We start from the raw sequence: 20,399 nt of genomic DNA, 5'->3' as shown, positions 1-20,399 counted from the left end.
ATACTGTTGCAAGGTTGAATAAAATGTAGTAGATAGAAGTGGCCATAACATCAATGCCGTCTGCATGATCGGACCCGGATGAAATTCCAGCCCATAAAACCCAAAAAAGTTTCATCACAGATCGCTGACCAGATACGCTCTTCCATACTGGCCGGAGAGTTTTCTCCCGGCGACAAGCTGCCTCCTGAACGTGAACTGGCGGAGATGTTCGGAGTTTCTCGCCCCTCGGTGCGGGAGGCCATCAACAATCTGGCAGCGGCCGGACTGGTGATGTCGTATCAGGGTGGTGGCACGGTGATCCTGTCATTGGTGGAAACCGCTGCCGGCAACCCCCTGACAGAGCTGATCCGCATTGAACAGGAGCGCGCCCTGGATGTGATTGAGGTACGCAAGGGAATGGAGTCGTGGACGGCATATTACGCCGCCGAGCGGGCCCTGCCCGAAGATCTGCGGCGGCTTGAGGAGATTGTTGACGGCATGCGGCGCAACCTGGACGGCCTGAAACAGTCCGAGGATCTGGATGCAAATTTTCACATCGTCATCGCCCGCGCAACCCACAATTTCGTCTGGCTGCACCTGATGCAGAGCCTGTTTGACGCCATGAAGGAGTTCCAGCAGAGTGTCTGGCGGGCCGTCTATCTTACCCGGGAAGATCACCACCTGCTCTTCCACCACCACAGCCGCATCTTCGATTGCATCAAGGAAAAGGACGCTGCCGGGGCGCGCGATGCCATGATCGAGCATCTCACCTTTGCCGAGCAGCGCAGCACCGCCTACGTAACGCGACAACAGCCATAAACCACGGTTCCGCATACTTCGGCTGTTTGTCAAACTTCCGGAGAGTTGATCAGCCAACGAACTAATTTCGAATTCCCCTGACCCAGATAAACAGGATAATTTCTGACCTACCAAACGCTGACCTGTTTTGGTGATTCAAATCACACTATTTTACAAGAACAGTCCGATAGTATAATTGTCACTAAATAAAACTAGAGATATAATACTATTCATTCTGCTGAAGCATAGGTAATGAAAGGAGATCATATGAGTGTCCACATCCGTATCCGCTACGCGTTATGTACACAACCCATAGAAATACCGGTCTTCAATCCAGTGGCGCTGGACCTGCTTCAGATGCTGGCCGAACCATATACGGATATTTTTGATGTCGTGAGAACCATTAACGAAGACCAGGCACTTGCGGCTCAAGTCCTCAGGATGGCAAATTCCCCGACCTACATGGGCCGCAACAAGTGCGAAACAATTAAAAGCGCGGCAATCCGCCTGGGGGCGCGTCAGATAACAAACCTCGCCATGGCGGCATCCCATGCCTCATTTCATGCATCCGAAAACCCCGTCGTCAACGATGTCATGCAGGATCTCTGGCTCCACTCTCATGCCTGTGCCCTCGGATGCAAATCGGTTGCGCTGCACACCGGCCAGCAGAATCTTGCCGATCAAGCCTACATGGCAGGTCTGCTGCATGACATCGGCAAACTGTACCTGCTGAAAGGGCTGGAGCGAATCATCCAGAATGGTGAACTTGCGCTGGTTCTTGACAGGGATCTGCTGCTGAATGTCTTCTCGGAAATGCATGTGGAATTCGGCTGCCGGCTCATGGACCACTGGAACCTTCCCGGCATCTACCGTGCAGTTGTTGCAGATCATCATGCTGAAGATGTTGACCCCGAAGATCTCCTGCTCGCCATAGTCCGCATGGTAAATGTCAACAGCCGGAACTTTCATCTGAGCCTGTATCCATCGCAGAAAACGGCCAATGAAACCGTGACGAAAGCCGGCCCGCTCTATCTGGACGAGTCAGCCTGGACAAAGATGGAGTCGGCTATGACCGGTTCATTGTCCATACTACACTGAAAGTCATTTCGACTTGATGCCCGCATCAATCAGTCCGACGCCACAACAAATCCTTCATTAATCAGCTTGTTGGCCGAGTATTTCCGTACCCGTTCCGCTTCTTGCAGTGACTCATAATTGCCCGCATGGACACGATAATAGCGTTCCCCGTTAATAACCGCTTCGCGGATGCTGGTGAAGATGTACCGCTTCCTCATGTAATCGGCTATACTTTGGGCATTTTCGAGACTGGAGCAGGATCCCACCTGGATAACAAATGAACCGCTGTCGTAGCTCAAGGGTGAACGATAGGCCGTTTTCCCTTTCTTGGCTCTGCCGGGATACCCCAGAGCTTCAATCAGGACCGGAGCGGTCCCGCTCTTCACAACGCCGAGGTTTCTGGCCGCCGAATAGGAAAGATCAATGATCCTCCCATCTATAAAAGGGCCGCGATCATTGACCCGCACAACTATTTCGCGGCCGTTCTTCTTGTTTTGCACCTTGACATATACACCGAGAGGCAACGTCTTGTGCGCGGCTGTCAAGGCATGCATGTTGTAGACCTCGCCACTGCTCGTTTCCTTGCCGTGAAAATCGCTGCCATACCAACTGGCAGTGCCTCCCTGCACAAAGCCAGCATGACTGGTAAGCGGCTTATAGTGCTTACCTTTTATGGCGTAAGGCTGACAACTTCTACGCTGCGTTGTGGAATCGGGGCGATATGCATGCGACACCTGAGCGCCTGACAATCCAACGATAACGCAGCAGAGCATACCGATAATCAGTCCATACATGCGTGCGTTCTCACTAACAAAACATGTGTGCATGCAGTGCGCTCTTTCAGAGGGATTGATACAAGCAGGCCTTCGCCTCCAAACGGACGCTTCAGCCGCGGCAGACTATACGCATTTCGTCTTAAAAAGTAAATAGTTGTAATGTTAATCGGGAAGAATTCAAACCCTGGCTGCGTGGTGATGCTGCTGGATGATCAACGATCTGCGGAATAAAACAGCCTCTGTATCGGGTGGGAGGATTCAGCATACAGCATAGATGTGCACTAACTACCTGTGAAAAACTTTTTGAAGGATCGGCCTACCCCCCTGAACCACTCTCCCACTGTCGTTCCCGTCTTTTTTGCAGCTTGACCGGTCTCCTTGCCGCTCTCCTTCAATGCCTTTCCGGTCTCTTTGCCGAGATTTTTGAATCCCTGGCCGACCTCCTTGCCTCCTTCTTTAAAGGCCTTACCGGTATCCTGACCAATCTTCTTGAACCCCTGACCGATCTCCTTTCCGGATTCCTTCAACGAAGAATCGGCCAGACAGGGCATCCCCTGTGCCAGCAAAAGCATTACACAAATCCAACACAGTTTCATTACAAGCAGCCTCCACTCTTCTGACGGATCTCAAAAGGGAACTGTAAACCAATTTTTGCAGAATCCCTGCGAACCACCCTGCAGTCGATCTCGCTCGGACAGGCCATCGGATCGCCACACAGATTAATTCCGCATACGTCCCCCGGGTGGATGCTTTCTGCGAAATCGTCCGAACAGCTCACCAGAAGACCGGATATCGAAATATCCACCAGTACGCACTCCACCGTTTTTCCGCTGTGCTTCAGCACGCATTTGTCGCCACACCCAAGCCTCCAGCCTTGTCGCTGAACAGCATACAACGAAGCCATAACAACCTCCTTTGTCAGAGCACGGGTCAAAAAATATTATTTGATTATCTCATTTACGACCGGCCTATTGCAAGCAGATGATTATGATATAAGCTTTAAATATGTGTTCATTGAATCCTTTGTGCTTTACAATTTTTTATGTTATTGCGTATACAATATAATTGCAATTTTCACCTGAGAATCCATGAGAAAATTCAAGTTTCAGCTCAGCCCATTCAGCATTGTCTTATTTTACGCCTGCATCGGCGGCATCTGGCTTATATTCAGCTCCGCACAGATCATCACCAGCTTGTTTCATAAACATCCCACCGTCAAGTTACTCGAAGTCAATAACATTGTCTTTATTATAATTTCATCCTGGCTATTGTATTTTTCGATTCGCAGAAGCGAAGCTAATATAAAAAAGCGGGAGATAGCTCTCAGCAGACTAAACCGGGCACTCAAAGCATATAGTGAATGCCACCAGACGCTCATCAGGGCCGACAACGAAATGCAGTTGATGCAGAATGTCTGCCGAACGATAGTCGAGGCAGGAGGCTACCGTGTAGCTTGGGTCGGTATTGCGGAAAAGGATGGCATAAAGACCATTAAACCAGTAGCCCAATGGGGAGATAAGCAGGGTTATCTTAAAAATCTTAATGTGAGCTGGTCAAATACGGATTTTGGCCGAGGTCCAACCGGAACCGCCATCAAATCCGGAAAACCAGTGGTAGTACAGTATATTGAGTTTGACCCAAAATGGGAGATTTGGCGGGAGAACGCCCTCAGGCACGGATTCTATTCGTCCATTTCACTGCCTCTTATCAGTAACGGCTGTCCATTCGCGGCACTGGTTATTTTTTCTGGTGAAGCAAACTCCTTTGATGAAGATGAAGTCAAGCTGCTGTCCGAATTAGCAGATGATCTCTCCTACGGCATTACCACTCTACGAGTGGCCTATGAAAGCGAGAAGGTTGAGAAAGAGTACCGCTTACTGGCATCAGTCATCGAACAGGCAAATGAAGGCATATTCCTGATCGACGGTGATGGGGTCATCCAGTATGCAAACCCGGCGGTTACAAAAATAAATGGCCGGACCCACCTTGACATGATCGGTCACAACATCAACACGCTGGTAGAACTGGAACCGGAACGACTACTTTATGAAACCATTCTGAAGGCCAGTTTTCAGGCAGATCACCTCGTCGACCATCTTCAATATCAGAAGGAAAACGGAGCCACACTTGAACTGGACGTAATCACCTGGTCGGTTTCGGATAGCGCTGGAAACATTATAAGTCATGTCGCTCTAATTCGTGACGTTTCCTACGAAATGCAACTGGAAAGCCAGTTGAGACGAGCTCAGCGCATGGAGGCAATCGGTACTCTGGCCGGGGGCATAGCCCATGACTTCAATAACACACTGGCATCCATTATCACCTGCACCGAGATAGCCCTAGATGAATCACCCCCGGACAGCTCACTTCGGGAACTGCTGGATGTCGTATTAAAATCAGGTCTGAGAGGAAAAGACCTGGTCAAGCAGATTCTTACATTCAGCCGACGAGGGGAGCAGGAGCGGCAGGAAGTCCGGGTTGACCATGTCGTCAGTGAATGCCTCAAGCTCCTGCGGGCGACCCTGACACCCTCAATCGAGATTCGACTTCATATCGATAAGAACTTGGGACTTGTGTTCGCCGATCCTACCCAGATTCAACAGATCGTAATGAACCTTTGTACCAATGCTTTCCACGCCATGCGAGGTAAAACGTATGGCGAGATGGATATCTGGCTGGATAATATCGATATTGACCATGTTGCCGTAACCAATTCGGGCTGCCTGTCACCAGGTCCCTACCTGTGCCTGACCGTCAGGGATAATGGCCACGGAATGGATGAAAAGACCATCGATCGCATCTTCGATCCTTTTTTTTCCACCAAGGGGCAGTCCGAGGGTACCGGTCTGGGTCTTTCGGTTATCCATGGAATCCTGAGTACCCACGGTGGTGCCATTTCGGTTGAAAGCAAGCCGAATAACGGGTCACAATTTAAAGTCTATATCCCTCGTTTGAATAAAATATCAAATGCCACGGATGACATACAAACCTTCAGCATCTTGTCAGGTACCGAATGTATCCTGCTGGTAGATGATGAAGTAAATTTTATTTTCGGAACAGAACGGATGCTGAAGCAGCTCGGTTACCAGGTAATTTCACTCACTGATCCACTTGAGGCGTTGCAATTGTTTCGCTCTGATCCTGAAAAGTTTAATCTCGTCATAACCGACCAATCCATGCCGCATATGAACGGCACAGAGCTGGCCCGGGAATTGTCTCTGTGCCAACCCGGCATCCCCGTCATTCTCTGCACCGGAAATGATACAGAATTAAATAATGACTCGGATGATATTGGAGAAGTCGCCGAGTTCGTCACAGAACTGGCGCTGAAGCCACTCATCCGTGCGGAAATTGCATCTCTAATTCGTCGGGTACTTGATAACGTACAGCAACACGAGGCAACGAATGGTTAAAATTTTGATTATTGACGACGATCAACTGATGTGTCAGTCATTATCCCTTGTGGCCAGACAAAAAGGATATGAAGCAATTAGTTCCTATACACTTGGCGATGGCCTGATAAAAGCCACCACTGAGCTGTTCGACGTAGTTTTTCTGGATGTCAACCTGCCAGATGGCAATGGTCTCGACTTTCTGTCAAGATTTCCTAAATTGCCTTCAGCTCCTGAAATCATCATTATAACCGGTCTCGGAGACCCGCATGGCGCCGAGTTAGCCATTAAATTCGGCGCCTGGGACTATCTCGAGAAAGGCGCCTCGATCAAGGAAATCACCCTCTCATTAATGCGCGCACTTCAATACCGGGAACAGAAGAAAATCGGAAGTGCGACAAACGATGTTGTGACCATTAAACGGGATGGGATTATCGGCAACAGCGTCTGCTTGAATGAATGTCTTGATCATGTTGCTCAGGCTGCGACCAGTGATTCCAGCGTACTCATCTGCGGGGAAACGGGCACGGGCAAAGAGTTGTTCGCCCGATCCGTTCATCAAAACAGCCTTCGCAGAAAAAAGAACTTCGTAGTGGTTGATTGTGCAGCTCTTCCGGAAAACTTGATCGAAGGAACGCTATTCGGCCATGAAAAAGGGGCATACACCAATGCCGACCAGGCTCGGGAAGGTCTTATTTATCAAGCCAATGGTGGAACGCTTTTTCTGGACGAGATCGGAGAGATGCCCCTTTCATTGCAGAAGGTTTTCCTGCGTGTCTTGCAGGAACATCGCTTTCGACCATTGGGGAGTAATCGTGAACTGGAAAGTGATTTCAGGCTGGTGGCTGCCACCAACCGTAATTTGAATGAAATGGTAAAAAATGATCGCTTCCGTTCAGACTTGCTGTTCCGAATCAGTACCTTTGTAATTGAACTTCCGAGCCTTAGAAAGCATCCCGAAGATATTAAAGAGTTGGCTCGCTTTCATACGGACAGGATCTGCACACACTACGGTACAGCATCCAAAGAGTTTTCTCCTGAGTTTTTGAACATGCTGGCGGCCTACAGTTGGCCGGGCAATGTCCGCGAACTGGTCAACACCCTCGAACGAACCATTGCAGCGGCTCGCTGTGAATCAACTTTATTTTCGAAACATCTTCCCATTAACCTGAGAATTGAAGTTACCAAATCCACCATTAAACATGAACCACACTCACAACCTCCCACAGTACGTGACGGCAGTGTCAGTTTCCCCCAACTTCACCAGTTTCGCGATTCAATTTATACCAATGCGGAAAAACAGTACCTGCATGATCTCATGTCCCTCACTGATAATAACGTCGCAGAAGCATGCCGCGTATCCGGACTCTCCACTTCTCGGCTGTATGCTCTTCTCAAGAAACAGGGCATCCAACTGCAAAGTTAATTACCCCCTCCTCTATTCCTGCATTACAGGAAAATTCCTGTAATGCAGGAATCACAGTTTTCCGAACCATTTGACATAACATACTGTTAAACAAGAATATTTCAAATATTTCTCAACAATTAAACATTATTGTTCACATGCACTCATTTGTTCAGGTGACGTGCGCCACGCACGCACCAAATCAGTATCATACTGTTATTGTTATCTTTTCATTTATACCTGCCTCTATGTTTTTCTTTACTGACTTGTTGGCACCCAGATTGCTCTTACCATACTAACAATGAATCAATTTCAATAATAAAAGGAGACTGTCATGGAACCCAACAAACTGAAAAGCAGGACACAAAAACTGGCCAATGCAATGATTATAGGTATGGTTATAATGGGTACCGTTATTTTTGCGGTCATCAACCAGATTTCCTCGGGAGCAGAATTAATGCCCAAGCTGTTTCTGATCTTTTTCGGGGCCATCATCACCGTACAGGTAATTCCCGGTTTGGTTCTACTGGCAACAATGATCAAAGGCGTCGCCGCTATCGGACATAAAAAGCAAGAAACTGTTACAGCGAATACTGATAATCACGCGGAGAAATAGGAATACAAGCCATTTTAAGTACTAAACGAGGCGACCATGGAAGAACGAGGCATATTGGTTGCGGACAAGGACACAGAATTTTTGAGAGAGGTCGCCGACCATTTCTCCCAAGCCGGCTACCATGTTGAAACCACAAATTCGGCTGTCCATGTTATCAGCAGCATTTTGGAAAAGCAGACTCCAGTAGTACTGCTGGGAAGCGATTTTGACAAAAAGATCAATCTTCTCGAGCTGGTACGGCTTCTTAAAAAGTGCAACCGCCACTTGGCAGTAATACTGGTATCAGATGAGGCCTCGCTTCCCATTGTAAAACGAATCAGGAAGGAAGGTATTTATTACTACGCATTACGACCGGTGACTCCGGAAGATTCAAATGAAATCAAACAAGCTGTCGAAAGTGCTCTCAAAGCAGCATAGCAGTACTGTCATACAAATCATCTGCGTACCATCTTGAATTACAGAGAGGAACAAACCATGTCATCGATACTAACAAAATTCAGATTGGTTGCATGCATTCTGGCAGCAACTGCAATTCCGGCCCTGGCCGCTGAAGAAGTTCGAAGTAATCGATCGGAACCGATTGTATGGGTATTTCTGGGATTATGTGCCCTGATCGTTATAGCCCAACTTGCTCCAATGATTTTCAATTTGAAGAGACAAGCCAAAACTGGAGCAGAAACAACGCAAGCAATTAAACACGAGCATCAGTAAAACGCAGGACAAATCCCAATCAAGAAAAGGGGGTTTACCGTGAAATACGGAAACCATTTACTACGTGCTAAGTACAGCATTATCATGGTGTTGTTCGTTGTGTCCTGTATTGCTGGCGGGGCTCCGGCACAGGCAACCGGGCCTTTTTTTGGAGACAGCTCAAACAAAAATGAAGCATGCATTACCTGCCATGAAAACCAGGCCATGGTAGGTGTGAAAAACTATATCAATCCCACAAGCTTTGGACATACCACTCATGCCAAATTCGGTTGCACAACCTGCCACGACGCTATAACAAGTGATCATCCCAACGGAAAACCGGTTGCCCGCACAACCAGTTGTGGTGATTGCCACGGTGATATCCTCAAGCTGTATTCTACAAATATTCACTCAACAAAAGCATCCTGCAACGGCTGCCATAATCCTCACAGAGTTTACTCGCCGGGGGAAATCTCAGCCTCAGAAATGAACAAACAATGTGCCAGCTGCCACGACAATTTAAAAATAACCGCTTCCCACTCTCAATGGCTTCCACAGACAGGATTACATCTTGGAGCAATTGCCTGCGTTACTTGCCACAGCAAGGCAGAAGACTATGTGATAACCATTTACATCGTCAAACGGGAAGACGCTGCCCCTGAATCTAAACCCAATCCGGTAAGCTTTGAGGAGTTGCAGAAATATGCCAATGACAGCGACATTCAGTATCTCATCGACAAAAACCGCGACAACTATATCTCCCTGGACGAATTACGAAAGTTCAACCACGATCCGTCAAACAAATTCATGTACCTCAAAGCCATACTGACTCCGGTCAAACCCACCCATTCCTTCCAAACTTTTGATAATCGCTGGGATTGTACCTTCTGTCACGCATCCGGCCCGGAAATCATGCAGACCAGCAATCTGTCGTTCCCTGAACAAAACGGGACCTTCCGGCAGGTAGCCGTCGAAAAAGGTGCTGCGCTGGATGCTCTGCACGCCATTCCCAATTTTTACCTGATGGGATCTGCCCGCAATGGCGTCATGAACAAGATCGGGCTCCTTATCATTGTTGGTGGAATGGTCATGCCGGTCGGACACGGGTTTCTTCGATTTCTGAGCAGAAAAAACAGACCATAACCCTGATAAACAGGATAAGTGCGTTAACGAAGCCATTTTCTGCCAGAAAAACGCAGAAAATAACTTCTAACTTACTAAAGGAGTACTGTCATGAGTGAAAAAATGATCTATCTTCAACCAACTCCCGTCCGTATCTGGCATTGGCTCAATGCGTTGGGAATAGTCTCCCTGTGCATTTCGGGTGCGCAAATCCGCTTCCCTGAATATGTCACCATATTAGGCAGCTACCGTTCCGCTATCATGCTTCACAACACCGCGGGAATAGTTGTGGCACTTTCTTTTTCCATCTGGTTCTTCTACTACAAGATGGTTTCCGACTCCATGGCCAACATCTACATACCCAAGGGGAACGATCTGACGACCGGACTATTCCGACAGATCGTGTTCTATTTCTTTGCCTATTTTATGGGGGTCCCCAATCCTCACCATGCCACACCGGAGAGCAAGTTCAACCCTCTTCAGAAGTCAGCCTATCTGGCCATCATGTTTGTGATTATGCCGTTCGTCAGCCTGACGGGTATTCTGCTTATGAACATGGGACCGATGCGCGAATTGGTACTAATAATAGGCGGGCTCAAGCTCCTTGTTTCCATGCATTTCCTGCTGGCATGCTCGCTATGCGCCTTCTTGTTCACCCATGTGTACCTGGCGACTCTGGGCTCAACTCCTTTGGCCTATTTCAAACCAATGTGGACAGGTTGGGAAAAAGTAGAACATCACGGAGCCGAGCATTCTCACCAAGAAATAGGTCAGTTGTAGAACCATACCATTCTATTCTTTATCAGCATGTCGAATCCTTATGGAGGCGCCATTATGTCACTCTCTCAAATTGTCAGCGGACTCGAAAAACTTCCACAAAACCAATCCGCCGGGGCGAGTCTGGATGATCTGTATAACAATGCCCGCGGTGGCCTGCGTGGAGTACTTGTTTTTCTGATCGCCAGCGCAATCGCCTTTTATTTCAAAGAACAGAGCCTGGTTGGATCACTTTCGGCAAGCATCATGGACCTGCTCGGCTCAACTCCGCCGGTGATACTTGTCAATTGCGTATTTGGCGCATCTACTCTCAGTTCCTTGATTCTCATTGGCGGGAGGATCTTTAACAATCGGGAGCCGGGTAACACATCAACCCATGTGTGGTTCAGGGTGTTCTTTTATTTGCTGTACTTCACCTCAGGCGCCCTGGGGGACTACTTCAATATGGTGTTCATATCCGGGCTGGTTGTCCTCGGTCTTCAGCACTACAATGTCTGGAATTACTTTATGCGGGTTATCGAAACCATGACTGCTAAATGCAACAGCATGAATTCGTGTAACAACTGACCACCGCCATAACAACATGATCAACATTGTTGCAATCATGAATTAAGTGCGCACAGCGCACAATCACAACAAAGGAGCGTAAGCATGAAGATGATGATGGTCGCAGTACTGGCGGTAACTGTTTTTGCAGGATCAGCAAGTGCAGCAGACGTGATAGAGATGAAAAAAGCGGTTTCCTTCAAGCACAAAGCACATGCCGATGTACTTAAGGACTGCAAGAAGTGCCATGAAACAGCAGAAGGAGGCAAGATTACCGGCTTTGGTAAGGATTTAGCGCACAAGAAGGCGTGTAAGGACTGTCACAGCGAGATGAAAAAAGGCCCCACAAACTGTAAAGGTTGTCACAGCAAGTAGCTTAGCATTTCTGCGGAGATGGGCCATCCCGTCTCCGCAGAAAATTCCTCATGAAAGGTTTTTCACTGCCGGACTAAGCCTCTGATTTCTCAGGATGTGCTACGCCTGCCAGAGCAGATAGGCTCCAACGGCTGCAACTACAAACCCACCAATCTGTTTCGTCCATTTGGAAAAATTTGCAATCCCTTTGGACTGAGCAAACGATTCAACGAAACCGGTGAATGTGCCGGCTGCCAGCATAAGCAGGCAGTGACCGATGGCGTAGACAAAAAGCAGCGCAGTACCGTAGAGTATTTGTCCTTTTGTAGCCACATACGTCAAGATCACCACCAGCACCGGAGTGGCACACGGTGAGGAGACCACACCAAAGAACAGACCGAGGATAAACGAGCCGATGACACCTCCCTGCTTCGGCTTGAAATCAGGCGTTATCGGCAGGCGGATTTCATAAAACCCCATCATCTGTCCACCCATTGTCAGGGCCACAATTCCCGCAGCCACATACCACCACCCTCCAACAGTCCCGAACATGGTGCCCAGCAGTCCGGCTGCCGCCCCAAAGGCGGTAAAGGTGATCGACAGCCCCAGGATAAACGCGAGGGAATAGCCAAAAGCTTTCCGGCGGTCACCATGGGCATACCCTCCCACGAAGCCGACCACCAGCGGAATTGTAGCCAGCACACAAGGAGAGGCTGAGGAAAGGACGCCTGCCAGGAAGACTGCACTAAAAGCAATCATAGGGTAGAGCGTGATGATCTGCTCGATATTGTCCAGAAAGCTCACTTGAGACCTGCCGCCTTGAGCTCTTTGAGAATATTAGCTTTATCAATGAAACCCATATGACGCTTGACCTCTTTGCCTTTAGCGTCAAAGAATATCTGGGTCGGAATCATCTGAACCCGATAGTCCTGTGCAATACCCGGCGCTGCCCATACATCGGTAAAGGTAACATTAGCCCTGCCTTTCAGTTCGCGATTAAGTTCTTCCAGGATCGGTGCCATCTTCTTGCAGGGGATGCAGGTGCGGGCACCGAAGTCAGCCACCATGGGTTTACCGGATGCCAAAGCAGCACGGATGAAGGCATCATTGGAGGAGGGCAGTTCCGCGGCAAATGTGACAGTAACCAGGCATAAAAATGCCAGTACGGCTGATATGAAAGTTCTTTTCATATCAGCCCCTTGATTTCCCCGACAGATGCAACCTTGCCGGTAAAAAGTACCTTGCCGTCAACTACCAGCGCTGGGGTGCTCATGACGCCATACTTCATGATTGACGGAATATCCTCCACCTTCACAATTTCCGCTTCCATTCCAATATCCTCTACAGCCTTCTTCACATTTTCATAAAGGGTTTTACATTTTGCACAGCCGGTTCCCAAGACTTCGATTTTCATGGTAGTGTTCCTTTCGTCAGAGGATTGCGTTAAATACATACCCTACGCAGATAATTGCAACAGCCACGATGCCAAAGAAGGTAAAAAGCAGACGGTTTTTGAGCACGTTCTTCAATATTATCGCCTCGGGCAGCGACAGTGCCGTGACAGCCATCATGAACGCCAGCACCGTGCCGATGGCCATCCCCTTCTCCATCAGGGCATGTACAATCGGAATTACGCCGGCGGCGTTACTGTAGAGCGGCACCCCCAAAGCGACCGCGATCGGCACGGCAAAAGGGTTGTCGCGCCCGGCCCAGCGCGCCAGGAAGTCCTGCGGTACAAAGCCGTGGATAAAGGCCCCCAGGCCAACCCCGACCACCACATAGGGCCAGATCTTCTTCAGCAGTTCAAACGTATATTCCCGGGCATAGTCGAGTTTCTCACGAAAGGTCTGTTGCAGGATCTCGGCGTTACCAACCTGCATCTCCCAGACGTAGTCCTGGACATACCGCTCCATCTTCAGCTTGCCGATGACAATCCCGGCGACAATGGCTACCAGCAGACCGCTTCCAATGTAGATCAGGGCAATCTTCCAGCCGAAAAGGCCCCAGAGCATGATCAGCGCCACCTCGTTGACCATCGGCGATGAGATCAGGAAGGAAAAGGTCACCCCCAAAGGCACACCCGACTCCACAAAACCAATGAAGAGCGGCACCGCCGAGCAGGAGCAAAAGGGCGTAACAATGCCCAGCAGTGCCGCCAATACGTTTCCCACATACTCCCGCTTGTGCGACAGCATGCGCTTGGTTCGTTCCGGCGGAAAGGATGTGCGTATGATCGCTACCACATAGATGATGATTGTCAGGAGCAGGAAGATCTTCAGCGTGTCATAGATAAAGAAGTTGAGGGCCTCGCCCGACCGGGAACCGGGGGCCAGTCCAATCAAGGTGAAGACGATGTAGTCGGCAGATAGTTTCAGCATTTCCTCTATCCTCAGGCCGCCTTCAGCAGTTGGTGACGGCCGGTAATCTCTTGGGTCATGATCCTCGTTGCCAGGCCGACTATTTCCAAAATCTCGGGATGTTTTAAGGCGTAGAAGATCTTGACACCTTCCTTGCGTCGAAAGAGGACCCCTGAAGAGACCATCAGGTTCAAATGGCGTGAAGTGTTGGATTGCTCCTCGCCTATCGCCGGAAAGATCTCGCAGACACAGCGCTCGCCGTCTCGGAGAAAATCAACAATCTTGAGACGGGTTGGCTGAGCGAGGGCCTTCAGGATCTCTGCCTGAAAAAATGTTTTATCCATATCGTCCCCCCCAATCAATGATTATATAATCATATAAGCATTCAATCACATGATGTCAATAAAATATCTCGCATTCATGCCGCGAACTCTATCAACCCTTACACGGACAGCCCAAGCTGTTACATGTCTGGAAAATGCAGATAAAGTACCGGGTCCGCCTCTACACGGGGATATTTAGGCATACAATCGGATAATCACCGCAAACTCAATTGCAATCGCGCATAGTTGCGCTACTATTTGCATACTGTATATGGTTGTCAATGAGAGAGACAGTTTCGTGATTTATATCCAGGAGGGCTATTCATGAAAAGAACCCGCCGTCTGCTATGCTTGTTGACCGGTTCCCTGCTGGTGCTGCTGATAAGCACCGCCTGCAATCGCACGGAGCCGGTTCAGGTCAACCTGAAATCCAACACGACAGTCGAGAAGCCAGCCCCCCCCCGGTCCGAACAGCCGCTGCGTATCGGCATGGGAGCCATGATTACCCCCAAGAGTGGGTACGTGTACTACCAGCGCCTTCAGAAATATATTGAAAAGAAGCTGGGGCAGCCGGTGCAGTTGGTGGATCGGGGAAACTATGACGAAATGAACGGTCTGCTGGAAACCGGCAATGTGGATGCCGCCTTTGTCTGTGCAGGTCCCTATGTGGAAGGGAAAACAAAGTTCGGCATGGAACTGCTGGCAATGCCGCTGGTCAAGGGCAAGCCGAAATATTATTCGTACATCATAGTACACAAGGACAGCCCCATCAAAAATTTCCAGGGGCTGCGCGGCAAGACCTTTGCTTTTGCCGACCCGAAATCCAATTCCGGCAAACTGGTGCCCACCTATATGCTGGCCAGGATGAATGAAACACCGGAAAGCTATTTTTCACATTTTGAATTCACCTACGGTCATGACAAGTCGATCCGGGCCGTTGCGGAAAAACTGGTGGATGGCGCCGCCGTCGACAGCCTTATCTGGGAGTATGCTGCACGCAGGACACCGGAAAAGACCTCCCAGACCAGAATCATCGCCATATCGGAGCCGTACGGAATCCCGCCAATCGTAGTAAGACCGGGGATTGACCCTGAACTGAAAAAGCGGTTGCTGGATGTTCTGCTCTCTGCCGCCAATGACCCGGAAGGGAAGGAAATACTGGACGGCATGATGATCGACAGCTTCGTAGCCGGCGATGACAGGAATTACGATACCATACGGTCCATGAACAGCTGGGTTGCGGCACAGCGGAAAAAGGGAAAATGAGATACGTTTCGCTCAAAATAAAGTATATCGGCGGGGTGTGCAGTCTCGTGCTGTTTGTATTATTGGCAATGCTGCTGTACATGAAGCTGGAATTCAGGAAACGCCTGGACATGGAACTGCACAAACGCGGTGCGTCAATTGCCCGGAATGTATCGGTTTCTGCTGTTACGCCTATTCTGACGGAAAACAGAATCGCCCTGCAGCTGCTGATCAACGAAACCTTGAAAAATGAAGAGGATCTCCGCTACATCTACATTGTCGATCCGCAGGGGACACTACTGGCGCATACGTTTGGGCCAATGTTCCCCCGTGATCTACTCAAGACGGATCGCACAGCCACAGCAACTGCAAAAGCGCTTATCCAGAAGATCCAGACCGAAGAGGAACAGCTTGAGGACATAACGGTTCAGATTCATCGAGGGGAATTCGGGCGTGTCCATGTAGGGTTGTCAGAAGATGTCATCAAACAGGAGCTTAACGAGATACTGGTACAGGGCATACCGTTCGTTGGGCTGATCCTCCTGTTTGGTATAACCGGTTCCTGGTGGTATGCAAATAAAATTACCAGGCCCCTCAACCAACTCTCCGGCAGTGTTAAAAAAGTCGGCGCGGGGGATTTTGACGGAGTAATCGATATTGTAACAAATGACGAGATCGGGGAACTGTCACAGACCTTCAACACCATGCTCCGGCAGCTTCGGGAGCTTACGGAAGAGCAGCGGGACACACACAACGATCTGCGGATGCAGACCGCCATGCTGGAAGAAGAAATTGCCGACCGCCAGATGGCTCAGGAGGCGTTGTCGGTCAAGCAGATCCAGCTGGAAGCCCTCAATCAGACGCTGGAGGATCGGGTAAAATCTGCCGTAAATGAACTGCGTCTGAAGGACAGGGTCATGCTGGCCCAGGGGCGACAGGCTGCCATGGGAGAGATGATCAACAATATCGCCCACCAATGGCGCCAGCCGCTCAACAATCTGGGACTGATCGTGCAGAGTATCAAGACAGAATATGACATGGGTACCCTGACCCCTGAAGAGATGGCCGATGATGTGGACAAATCGATGAAATCGATTTTGTTCATGTCCCAGACCATCAATGATTTCAGCAGTTTTTTCAGCATTGACAAGGCCAAGGTTATCTTCAGCGTGATTCAGGGGATCAACAAGGTCATTGCCATGATGGAGGCGAGCGTATCGAAGCAGGGCATTACGATACGGGTTAACAAGACCGATGACGTCGTTATCGAAGGGTACTATAACGAGTACAACCAGGTGTTGCTCAACATCATGAACAACGCCAAGGATATCCTGATGGAACGGGCAGTGGAACATCCGGTCATAAAAATAACGGTATCTTGCGTGGGCAGCGATGCTGTTGTGAAAATATGGGATAATGCCGGCGGTATTCCCGACGAAATTATCGAACGGATCTTTGACCCGTATTTCACGACCAAGGGGCAGGACAAAGGAAGCGGTGTCGGGCTATATATGTCAAAAATCATCATCGAGGAACACTTTGGCGGGAGACTCACCGCTGCAAATGTGGACGGCGGAGCGGAATTCACCATTTCCACCAGTTGTATAAAGGACTCTGTATGAACTGCAGCGAATCTGACAGGGAATATCTGAAAACGCTTTCCGTTTTATATGTGGAGGATGACGACGATACGCGCATCTGTATAGAGCGCATTCTGCGTCCCCGGGTCGGTACGCTTGCCTCGGCGGTCAATGGCGCCAGAGGGCTTGAAGCGTATCATGCCATGCACCCGGATATTGTAATTACCGACATCCTCATGCCGGTCATGGACGGCTTGACCATGGCGCAGAACATCCGCCAGGTGGATCAGAATGTGCCGATCGTCGTCATTACTGCATTCGAACAGACCGACTATCTGCTCCGTTCGATTGATATCGGGGTTGACAGATACGTTATCAAACCGGTCATGATTGAACGGTTGATGGTGGCATTGGCTGACTGCGCCCATCGACTCTTTACCGAAGAGCGCATCCGTCACCTGGCCTTGCACGATGCGCTCACCGACCTGCCGAACCGCACCCTGCTCAAGGAACGGCTGCATATGGCCTGTGCCGCGGCCGACCGCAATGCAGAGCAGGTGGCGATGATATTTATCGACCTGGATCGCTTCAAAGCAATCAATGATACTCACGGTCATACTGTTGGTGATCAGGTCTTGCAGGAGATCGCCAGACGACTGAAGTCGCTCTTTCGATCCGTCGATACGGTGTGCCGTCTGAGTGGTGACGAGTTTCTGGTTGTAATAACCGGCGTAGGCTGTCGGGAGGACGTTGTCTGTTCGGCAAATAAAGTGACCGCTAGCCTGAATGCGGAAATGGAGATTGAAGGCAACGTATTGACGGTCACACCCAGTATCGGTATCGCGGTGTATCCGCAGGACGGTGCGGACATGGAGGCACTTATCCTCAACTCGGACATTGCCATGTATCGTTCCAAACACCAGGGGGGAAACAGCTACAGCTTCTTCAGTCCTTCTGAGTTAGGGGCTGTTGGCGAATCTACCTGAATGAATCCACACGCTTAACAGCTGCGTTGAACGGCTCTATTCACCCCAGAAGATTGCCTGTTAAAGCCCTCTTACATTATTTTACTGCTACAAAGTTTTTCTTCATTATCGTTTGAGCGGCAGGCGACAAGACATAATCCATGAATGTTTTTGCTTCCCCTTTTGGCTCACCCATTGTCACCATATACAGGGAGCGGGAGATAGGATAATTACCCGAGCGTACATTTGCAGGTGTCGGGTTATAGCCATTGACTTTGATGACTTTGACACGACTTCTCATTTCCTGACCTACGGCAACCAGGAGCCCCCTGCTGGCAGAGGCTATGCCGTTTTTTTGATGTCCAATTTCTACTATCTGATCCTTAGGCAAGTCGATCTGCTTGAAACCCGCGCCGTATTTTTCGCCGTCAAGAATCATTTCCTGAAACATCTCTATCGTGGCGCGTTTGCCGGTGAGTATTTCAATATTGGGCACAATCGGTGCATCCTTTCCGCCAACCTCTTTCCAGTTGCGAATTCTGCCGGTAAAAATATCCTTTAACTGGGCTTTTGTGAGTTCCTTGACAGGATTATCGGTATGAACAAACACCGCAATCGCATCAAAACCGATAGTGGTAGGTACAAGGCCCTGAGTCAGTTCTTCAGGTTTCAGCGGGCGAGAAGCGCCTGCTAATTGGACCTTACCTTCCACGAGTGCCTTAAGTCCTTTTCCGGTGCCGTCATTTGAAATAGTATTGAATTTAATGCCGGTATATTTTCTGAACTGATCCACTGCCCCGATCTGCATAAATCCCATGCCGATGGTTGAAGAACCGTTATAGGACAAAGCGCCCCAGGCAACAGACGTGAATAAGGTCATGACAATACAAGTTGCGATGAATGCCCTGCGGATTAAAAAATGCATGCTGCCTAACCTCCCAAGCAATGTGTATACGATATATTAATAAAGCACAGAGGAGATTAATTTGCAACCCGCCTGTAACCTAATTGTAACATTTCTACAAATTGTTTGAATTTGAGTACCGAAATCCGGATTATTATTTGGCAATAGCAACGAGGGCTACAGCGAAGCGTCAGAATTGCCTACTCCACCCAACCGTAAAAAAATACGGGTACTTGTAATTATATATATTAGCATCATCAATCCTGAGCCTGGAACCATCGGTGCTGAAACCAGAAAGCCACATTCACCAGTCCGATCATGACCGGCACCTCCACCAATGGCCCGATCACCGCCGCAAAGGCCGCTCCGGAATTTATCCCGAAGACCGCCACCGCTACAGCGATGGCCAGTTCGAAATTATTGCTGGCAGCAGTGAAGGCCAGGGTGGTGGTCTTGCTGTAATCGGCACCCCCCTTTTTACCCATCCAGAATGACACCAGAAACATCACCACAAAATAGATCAGCAGCGGGATGGCGATACGGACCACATCCAGCGGCAACTGCACAATCAGATTGCCCTTGAGACTGAACATGACCACGATGGTAAACAGCAGGGCAATCAGGGTCATCGGGCCGATTTTAGGTACAAACTCGCGGTGGTAGCGCTCCTTACCCATGAGCTTGACACCGATCAAACGCGTCAGCGCCCCGGCGATGCAGGGAATGCCCAGATAGATGAAGACGCTCTCGGCAATCTGGTGGATGCTGACATCCACCACCACTCCCTTCAGTCCCACCAGCGGCGGCAGGACCGTGATGAAGAACCAGGCGTAGACACTGTAGAACAGTACCTGGAAGATACTGTTGAAGGCCACCAACCCCGCGGCGTACTCGGTGTTGCCCTTGGCCAGTTCATTCCAGACGATTACCATGGCGATGCAGCGCGCCAGACCAATCATGATCAGCCCCACCATGTACTCCGGCTTGTCCGGTAGCAGCAGTGCCGCCAGCACGAACATCAGCACCGGACCGATCAGCCAGTTCTGGACCAGCGAGATGCCAAGAATCTTTTTATTCTGAAAGACCTCCGGCATATCCTCATACTTCACCTTGGCAAAAGGAGGGTACATCATCAGGATCAGGCCGACCGCAATCGGGATATTGGTGGTACCAACCTGGAAGGAGTTGATGAAAGATTCCGTGCCGGGGACGTAGTAACCCAGGCCGACCCCCAGGGCCATGGCAGCGAAGATCCACAGTGTCAGCCAGCGATCGAGGAAAGAGAGCCTGCGGGAAAGATGTTCGGACATACGGCACCTCACGAATAAGAATGTGAGATAATTATATCCGCTTTTGCGGATACCTCAAGAGATATTCAGGTTACTGTCAACTCGAATCAATCAGGTTTTCAGGCTGGCGCCGAGGCGTTACCGGTCAGTTATGATGGGAGATAGTTCATTCCGGCGCCTCTGCGTAGGCCAGTGAACCGAGGG

At 49.6% G+C, this 20,399-nt stretch carries 24 protein-coding genes and 1 pseudogene; 15 read left to right on the top strand and 10 right to left on the bottom strand.

The window, feature by feature from the left end; all coding sequences use genetic code 11:
* The first annotated feature begins 78 nt into the window (after positions 1-78).
* Together ACOCF6_RS16865 and ACOCF6_RS16860 are read left to right on the top strand one after the other, a co-directional pair.
* On the top strand, positions 79-798 hold the full coding sequence (locus ACOCF6_RS16865; protein WP_482461493.1) for a FadR/GntR family transcriptional regulator: 720 nt from the start codon (positions 79-81) through the stop codon (positions 796-798).
* Positions 799-1,044: 246 nt separating this feature from the next.
* Positions 1,045-1,875, top strand: a complete 831-nt coding sequence (locus tag ACOCF6_RS16860) for an HDOD domain-containing protein (protein ID WP_482461492.1) — start codon at positions 1,045-1,047, stop codon at positions 1,873-1,875.
* Positions 1,876-1,904: 29 nt separating this feature from the next.
* On the opposite strand, the gene ACOCF6_RS16855 is transcribed toward ACOCF6_RS16860, so the two are convergent.
* From ACOCF6_RS16855 to ACOCF6_RS16845, 3 genes are all read right to left on the bottom strand, one after another.
* Entirely contained in the window at positions 1,905-2,648 is a 744-nt protein-coding gene (locus ACOCF6_RS16855; RefSeq protein WP_482461491.1) for a septal ring lytic transglycosylase RlpA family protein, read from the bottom strand.
* A gap of 263 nt (positions 2,649-2,911) precedes the next feature.
* Positions 2,912-3,226 (bottom strand): hypothetical protein, encoded by a 315-nt coding sequence (locus tag ACOCF6_RS16850; protein WP_482461490.1) that lies wholly within the window; start codon positions 3,224-3,226, stop codon positions 2,912-2,914.
* Positions 3,226-3,534 carry a PilZ domain-containing protein gene (locus ACOCF6_RS16845; RefSeq protein WP_482461489.1) on the bottom strand — a complete coding sequence of 103 codons (309 nt, stop codon included), beginning with the start codon at positions 3,532-3,534 and terminating at the stop codon, positions 3,226-3,228. The genes ACOCF6_RS16850 and ACOCF6_RS16845 overlap by 1 nt, the downstream gene beginning before the upstream one ends.
* A gap of 184 nt (positions 3,535-3,718) precedes the next feature.
* On the opposite strand from ACOCF6_RS16845, the gene ACOCF6_RS16840 reads away from it, so the two are divergent.
* The 10 genes and pseudogenes from ACOCF6_RS16840 to ACOCF6_RS16795 all read left to right on the top strand — a co-directional run bounded on the left by ACOCF6_RS16840 (position 3,719) and on the right by ACOCF6_RS16795 (position 11,553).
* Positions 3,719-6,043 (top strand): hybrid sensor histidine kinase/response regulator, encoded by a 2,325-nt coding sequence (locus ACOCF6_RS16840; RefSeq protein WP_482461488.1) that lies wholly within the window; start codon positions 3,719-3,721, stop codon positions 6,041-6,043.
* Positions 6,036-7,448, top strand: a complete 1,413-nt coding sequence (locus ACOCF6_RS16835; RefSeq protein ID WP_482461487.1) for a sigma-54-dependent transcriptional regulator — start codon at positions 6,036-6,038, stop codon at positions 7,446-7,448. The genes ACOCF6_RS16840 and ACOCF6_RS16835 overlap by 8 nt, the downstream gene beginning before the upstream one ends.
* A 313-nt stretch (positions 7,449-7,761) precedes the next feature.
* A complete protein-coding gene (locus ACOCF6_RS16830) occupies positions 7,762-8,043 on the top strand; it encodes a hypothetical protein (protein WP_482461486.1) in 282 nt (93 codons plus the stop codon).
* A gap of 36 nt (positions 8,044-8,079) precedes the next feature.
* Positions 8,080-8,460 carry a response regulator gene (locus tag ACOCF6_RS16825; protein WP_482461485.1) on the top strand — a complete coding sequence of 127 codons (381 nt, stop codon included), beginning with the start codon at positions 8,080-8,082 and terminating at the stop codon, positions 8,458-8,460.
* 57 nt (positions 8,461-8,517) lie between these two features.
* Positions 8,518-8,754: a hypothetical protein gene (locus tag ACOCF6_RS16820; protein WP_482461484.1), complete on the top strand. Its 237-nt coding sequence runs from the start codon at positions 8,518-8,520 to the stop codon at positions 8,752-8,754.
* Positions 8,755-8,838: 84 nt separating this feature from the next.
* Positions 8,839-9,330: pseudogene (locus ACOCF6_RS16815) on the top strand (cytochrome c3 family protein); the annotation flags it as partial.
* Positions 9,331-9,351: 21 nt separating this feature from the next.
* Positions 9,352-9,876, top strand: coding sequence for a hypothetical protein (locus ACOCF6_RS16810; RefSeq protein ID WP_482463444.1), 525 nt, complete (start codon positions 9,352-9,354; stop codon positions 9,874-9,876).
* Between the two features lie 90 nt (positions 9,877-9,966).
* Positions 9,967-10,635, top strand: a complete 669-nt coding sequence (locus ACOCF6_RS16805) for a cytochrome b/b6 domain-containing protein (protein ID WP_482461483.1) — start codon at positions 9,967-9,969, stop codon at positions 10,633-10,635.
* Positions 10,636-10,689: 54 nt separating this feature from the next.
* Positions 10,690-11,199: a hypothetical protein gene (locus tag ACOCF6_RS16800; protein WP_482461482.1), complete on the top strand. Its 510-nt coding sequence runs from the start codon at positions 10,690-10,692 to the stop codon at positions 11,197-11,199.
* A gap of 84 nt (positions 11,200-11,283) precedes the next feature.
* A complete protein-coding gene (locus tag ACOCF6_RS16795; protein WP_482461481.1) occupies positions 11,284-11,553 on the top strand; it encodes a cytochrome c3 family protein in 270 nt (89 codons plus the stop codon).
* Between the two features lie 99 nt (positions 11,554-11,652).
* On the opposite strand, the gene ACOCF6_RS16790 is transcribed toward ACOCF6_RS16795, so the two are convergent.
* Genes ACOCF6_RS16790 through ACOCF6_RS16770 form a run of 5 tightly spaced genes read right to left on the bottom strand, consistent with a single transcriptional unit; the run spans position 11,653 to position 14,233 of the window.
* Entirely contained in the window at positions 11,653-12,336 is a 684-nt protein-coding gene (locus ACOCF6_RS16790; protein WP_482461480.1) for a cytochrome c biogenesis CcdA family protein, read from the bottom strand.
* Entirely contained in the window at positions 12,333-12,722 is a 390-nt protein-coding gene (locus ACOCF6_RS16785; protein WP_482461479.1) for a thioredoxin family protein, read from the bottom strand. Before ACOCF6_RS16785 ends, ACOCF6_RS16790 begins: the two co-directional genes overlap by 4 nt.
* Positions 12,719-12,946 carry a thioredoxin family protein gene (locus ACOCF6_RS16780; RefSeq protein WP_482461478.1) on the bottom strand — a complete coding sequence of 76 codons (228 nt, stop codon included), beginning with the start codon at positions 12,944-12,946 and terminating at the stop codon, positions 12,719-12,721. The genes ACOCF6_RS16785 and ACOCF6_RS16780 overlap by 4 nt, the downstream gene beginning before the upstream one ends.
* A 16-nt stretch (positions 12,947-12,962) precedes the next feature.
* Positions 12,963-13,910 carry a permease gene (locus tag ACOCF6_RS16775; RefSeq protein ID WP_482461477.1) on the bottom strand — a complete coding sequence of 316 codons (948 nt, stop codon included), beginning with the start codon at positions 13,908-13,910 and terminating at the stop codon, positions 12,963-12,965.
* A gap of 11 nt (positions 13,911-13,921) precedes the next feature.
* Positions 13,922-14,233: an ArsR/SmtB family transcription factor gene (locus tag ACOCF6_RS16770; RefSeq protein WP_482461476.1), complete on the bottom strand. Its 312-nt coding sequence runs from the start codon at positions 14,231-14,233 to the stop codon at positions 13,922-13,924.
* 303 nt (positions 14,234-14,536) lie between these two features.
* On the opposite strand from ACOCF6_RS16770, the gene ACOCF6_RS16765 reads away from it, so the two are divergent.
* From ACOCF6_RS16765 to ACOCF6_RS16755, 3 genes are read left to right on the top strand one after another with little or no spacing between them, the layout of a single operon-like run.
* Positions 14,537-15,478, top strand: coding sequence for a substrate-binding domain-containing protein (locus tag ACOCF6_RS16765; RefSeq protein ID WP_482461475.1), 942 nt, complete (start codon positions 14,537-14,539; stop codon positions 15,476-15,478).
* Positions 15,475-17,079 carry a HAMP domain-containing sensor histidine kinase gene (locus ACOCF6_RS16760; protein ID WP_482461474.1) on the top strand — a complete coding sequence of 535 codons (1,605 nt, stop codon included), beginning with the start codon at positions 15,475-15,477 and terminating at the stop codon, positions 17,077-17,079. The genes ACOCF6_RS16765 and ACOCF6_RS16760 overlap by 4 nt, the downstream gene beginning before the upstream one ends.
* Entirely contained in the window at positions 17,076-18,023 is a 948-nt protein-coding gene (locus ACOCF6_RS16755) for a diguanylate cyclase domain-containing protein (RefSeq protein ID WP_482461473.1), read from the top strand. The genes ACOCF6_RS16760 and ACOCF6_RS16755 overlap by 4 nt, the downstream gene beginning before the upstream one ends.
* A gap of 76 nt (positions 18,024-18,099) precedes the next feature.
* On the opposite strand, the gene ACOCF6_RS16750 is transcribed toward ACOCF6_RS16755, so the two are convergent.
* On the bottom strand, positions 18,100-18,927 hold the full coding sequence (locus tag ACOCF6_RS16750) for a phosphate ABC transporter substrate-binding protein (protein ID WP_482461472.1): 828 nt from the start codon (positions 18,925-18,927) through the stop codon (positions 18,100-18,102).
* A gap of 236 nt (positions 18,928-19,163) precedes the next feature.
* On the bottom strand, positions 19,164-20,216 hold the full coding sequence (arsB, locus tag ACOCF6_RS16745; RefSeq protein ID WP_482461471.1) for an ACR3 family arsenite efflux transporter: 1,053 nt from the start codon (positions 20,214-20,216) through the stop codon (positions 19,164-19,166).
* Positions 20,217-20,399 lie beyond the last annotated feature (183 nt).

The sequence above is a fragment of the Geobacter psychrophilus genome (assembly GCF_056821595.1).
The sequence above is the reverse complement of the archived record's forward strand: the minus strand, read 5'-3'. Positions and strand labels throughout refer to the sequence as shown.

Excerpts from the sequence above, each read along its gene's own strand:
- ACOCF6_RS16775 (WP_482461477.1), bottom strand. The coding sequence starts at position 13,910 with ATGCTGAAACTATCTGCCGACTACATCGTCTTCACCTTGATTGGACTG.
- ACOCF6_RS16840 (WP_482461488.1), top strand. The coding sequence starts at position 3,719 with ATGAGAAAATTCAAGTTTCAGCTCAGCCCATTCAGCATTGTCTTATTT.
- ACOCF6_RS16865 (WP_482461493.1), top strand. The coding sequence starts at position 79 with ATGAAATTCCAGCCCATAAAACCCAAAAAAGTTTCATCACAGATCGCT.
- ACOCF6_RS16825 (WP_482461485.1), top strand. The coding sequence starts at position 8,080 with ATGGAAGAACGAGGCATATTGGTTGCGGACAAGGACACAGAATTTTTG.
- ACOCF6_RS16800 (WP_482461482.1), top strand. The coding sequence starts at position 10,690 with ATGTCACTCTCTCAAATTGTCAGCGGACTCGAAAAACTTCCACAAAAC.
- ACOCF6_RS16750 (WP_482461472.1), bottom strand. The coding sequence starts at position 18,927 with ATGCATTTTTTAATCCGCAGGGCATTCATCGCAACTTGTATTGTCATG.
- ACOCF6_RS16780 (WP_482461478.1), bottom strand. The coding sequence starts at position 12,946 with ATGAAAATCGAAGTCTTGGGAACCGGCTGTGCAAAATGTAAAACCCTT.
- ACOCF6_RS16820 (WP_482461484.1), top strand. The coding sequence starts at position 8,518 with ATGTCATCGATACTAACAAAATTCAGATTGGTTGCATGCATTCTGGCA.
- ACOCF6_RS16760 (WP_482461474.1), top strand. The coding sequence starts at position 15,475 with ATGAGATACGTTTCGCTCAAAATAAAGTATATCGGCGGGGTGTGCAGT.
- ACOCF6_RS16770 (WP_482461476.1), bottom strand. The coding sequence starts at position 14,233 with ATGGATAAAACATTTTTTCAGGCAGAGATCCTGAAGGCCCTCGCTCAG.
- ACOCF6_RS16785 (WP_482461479.1), bottom strand. The coding sequence starts at position 12,722 with ATGAAAAGAACTTTCATATCAGCCGTACTGGCATTTTTATGCCTGGTT.
- ACOCF6_RS16795 (WP_482461481.1), top strand. The coding sequence starts at position 11,284 with ATGAAGATGATGATGGTCGCAGTACTGGCGGTAACTGTTTTTGCAGGA.
- ACOCF6_RS16845 (WP_482461489.1), bottom strand. The coding sequence starts at position 3,534 with ATGGCTTCGTTGTATGCTGTTCAGCGACAAGGCTGGAGGCTTGGGTGT.
- arsB (WP_482461471.1), bottom strand. The coding sequence starts at position 20,216 with ATGTCCGAACATCTTTCCCGCAGGCTCTCTTTCCTCGATCGCTGGCTG.
- ACOCF6_RS16830 (WP_482461486.1), top strand. The coding sequence starts at position 7,762 with ATGGAACCCAACAAACTGAAAAGCAGGACACAAAAACTGGCCAATGCA.
- ACOCF6_RS16835 (WP_482461487.1), top strand. The coding sequence starts at position 6,036 with ATGGTTAAAATTTTGATTATTGACGACGATCAACTGATGTGTCAGTCA.
- ACOCF6_RS16765 (WP_482461475.1), top strand. The coding sequence starts at position 14,537 with ATGAAAAGAACCCGCCGTCTGCTATGCTTGTTGACCGGTTCCCTGCTG.
- ACOCF6_RS16805 (WP_482461483.1), top strand. The coding sequence starts at position 9,967 with ATGAGTGAAAAAATGATCTATCTTCAACCAACTCCCGTCCGTATCTGG.
- ACOCF6_RS16755 (WP_482461473.1), top strand. The coding sequence starts at position 17,076 with ATGAACTGCAGCGAATCTGACAGGGAATATCTGAAAACGCTTTCCGTT.
- ACOCF6_RS16850 (WP_482461490.1), bottom strand. The coding sequence starts at position 3,226 with ATGAAACTGTGTTGGATTTGTGTAATGCTTTTGCTGGCACAGGGGATG.
- ACOCF6_RS16855 (WP_482461491.1), bottom strand. The coding sequence starts at position 2,648 with ATGTATGGACTGATTATCGGTATGCTCTGCTGCGTTATCGTTGGATTG.
- ACOCF6_RS16860 (WP_482461492.1), top strand. The coding sequence starts at position 1,045 with ATGAGTGTCCACATCCGTATCCGCTACGCGTTATGTACACAACCCATA.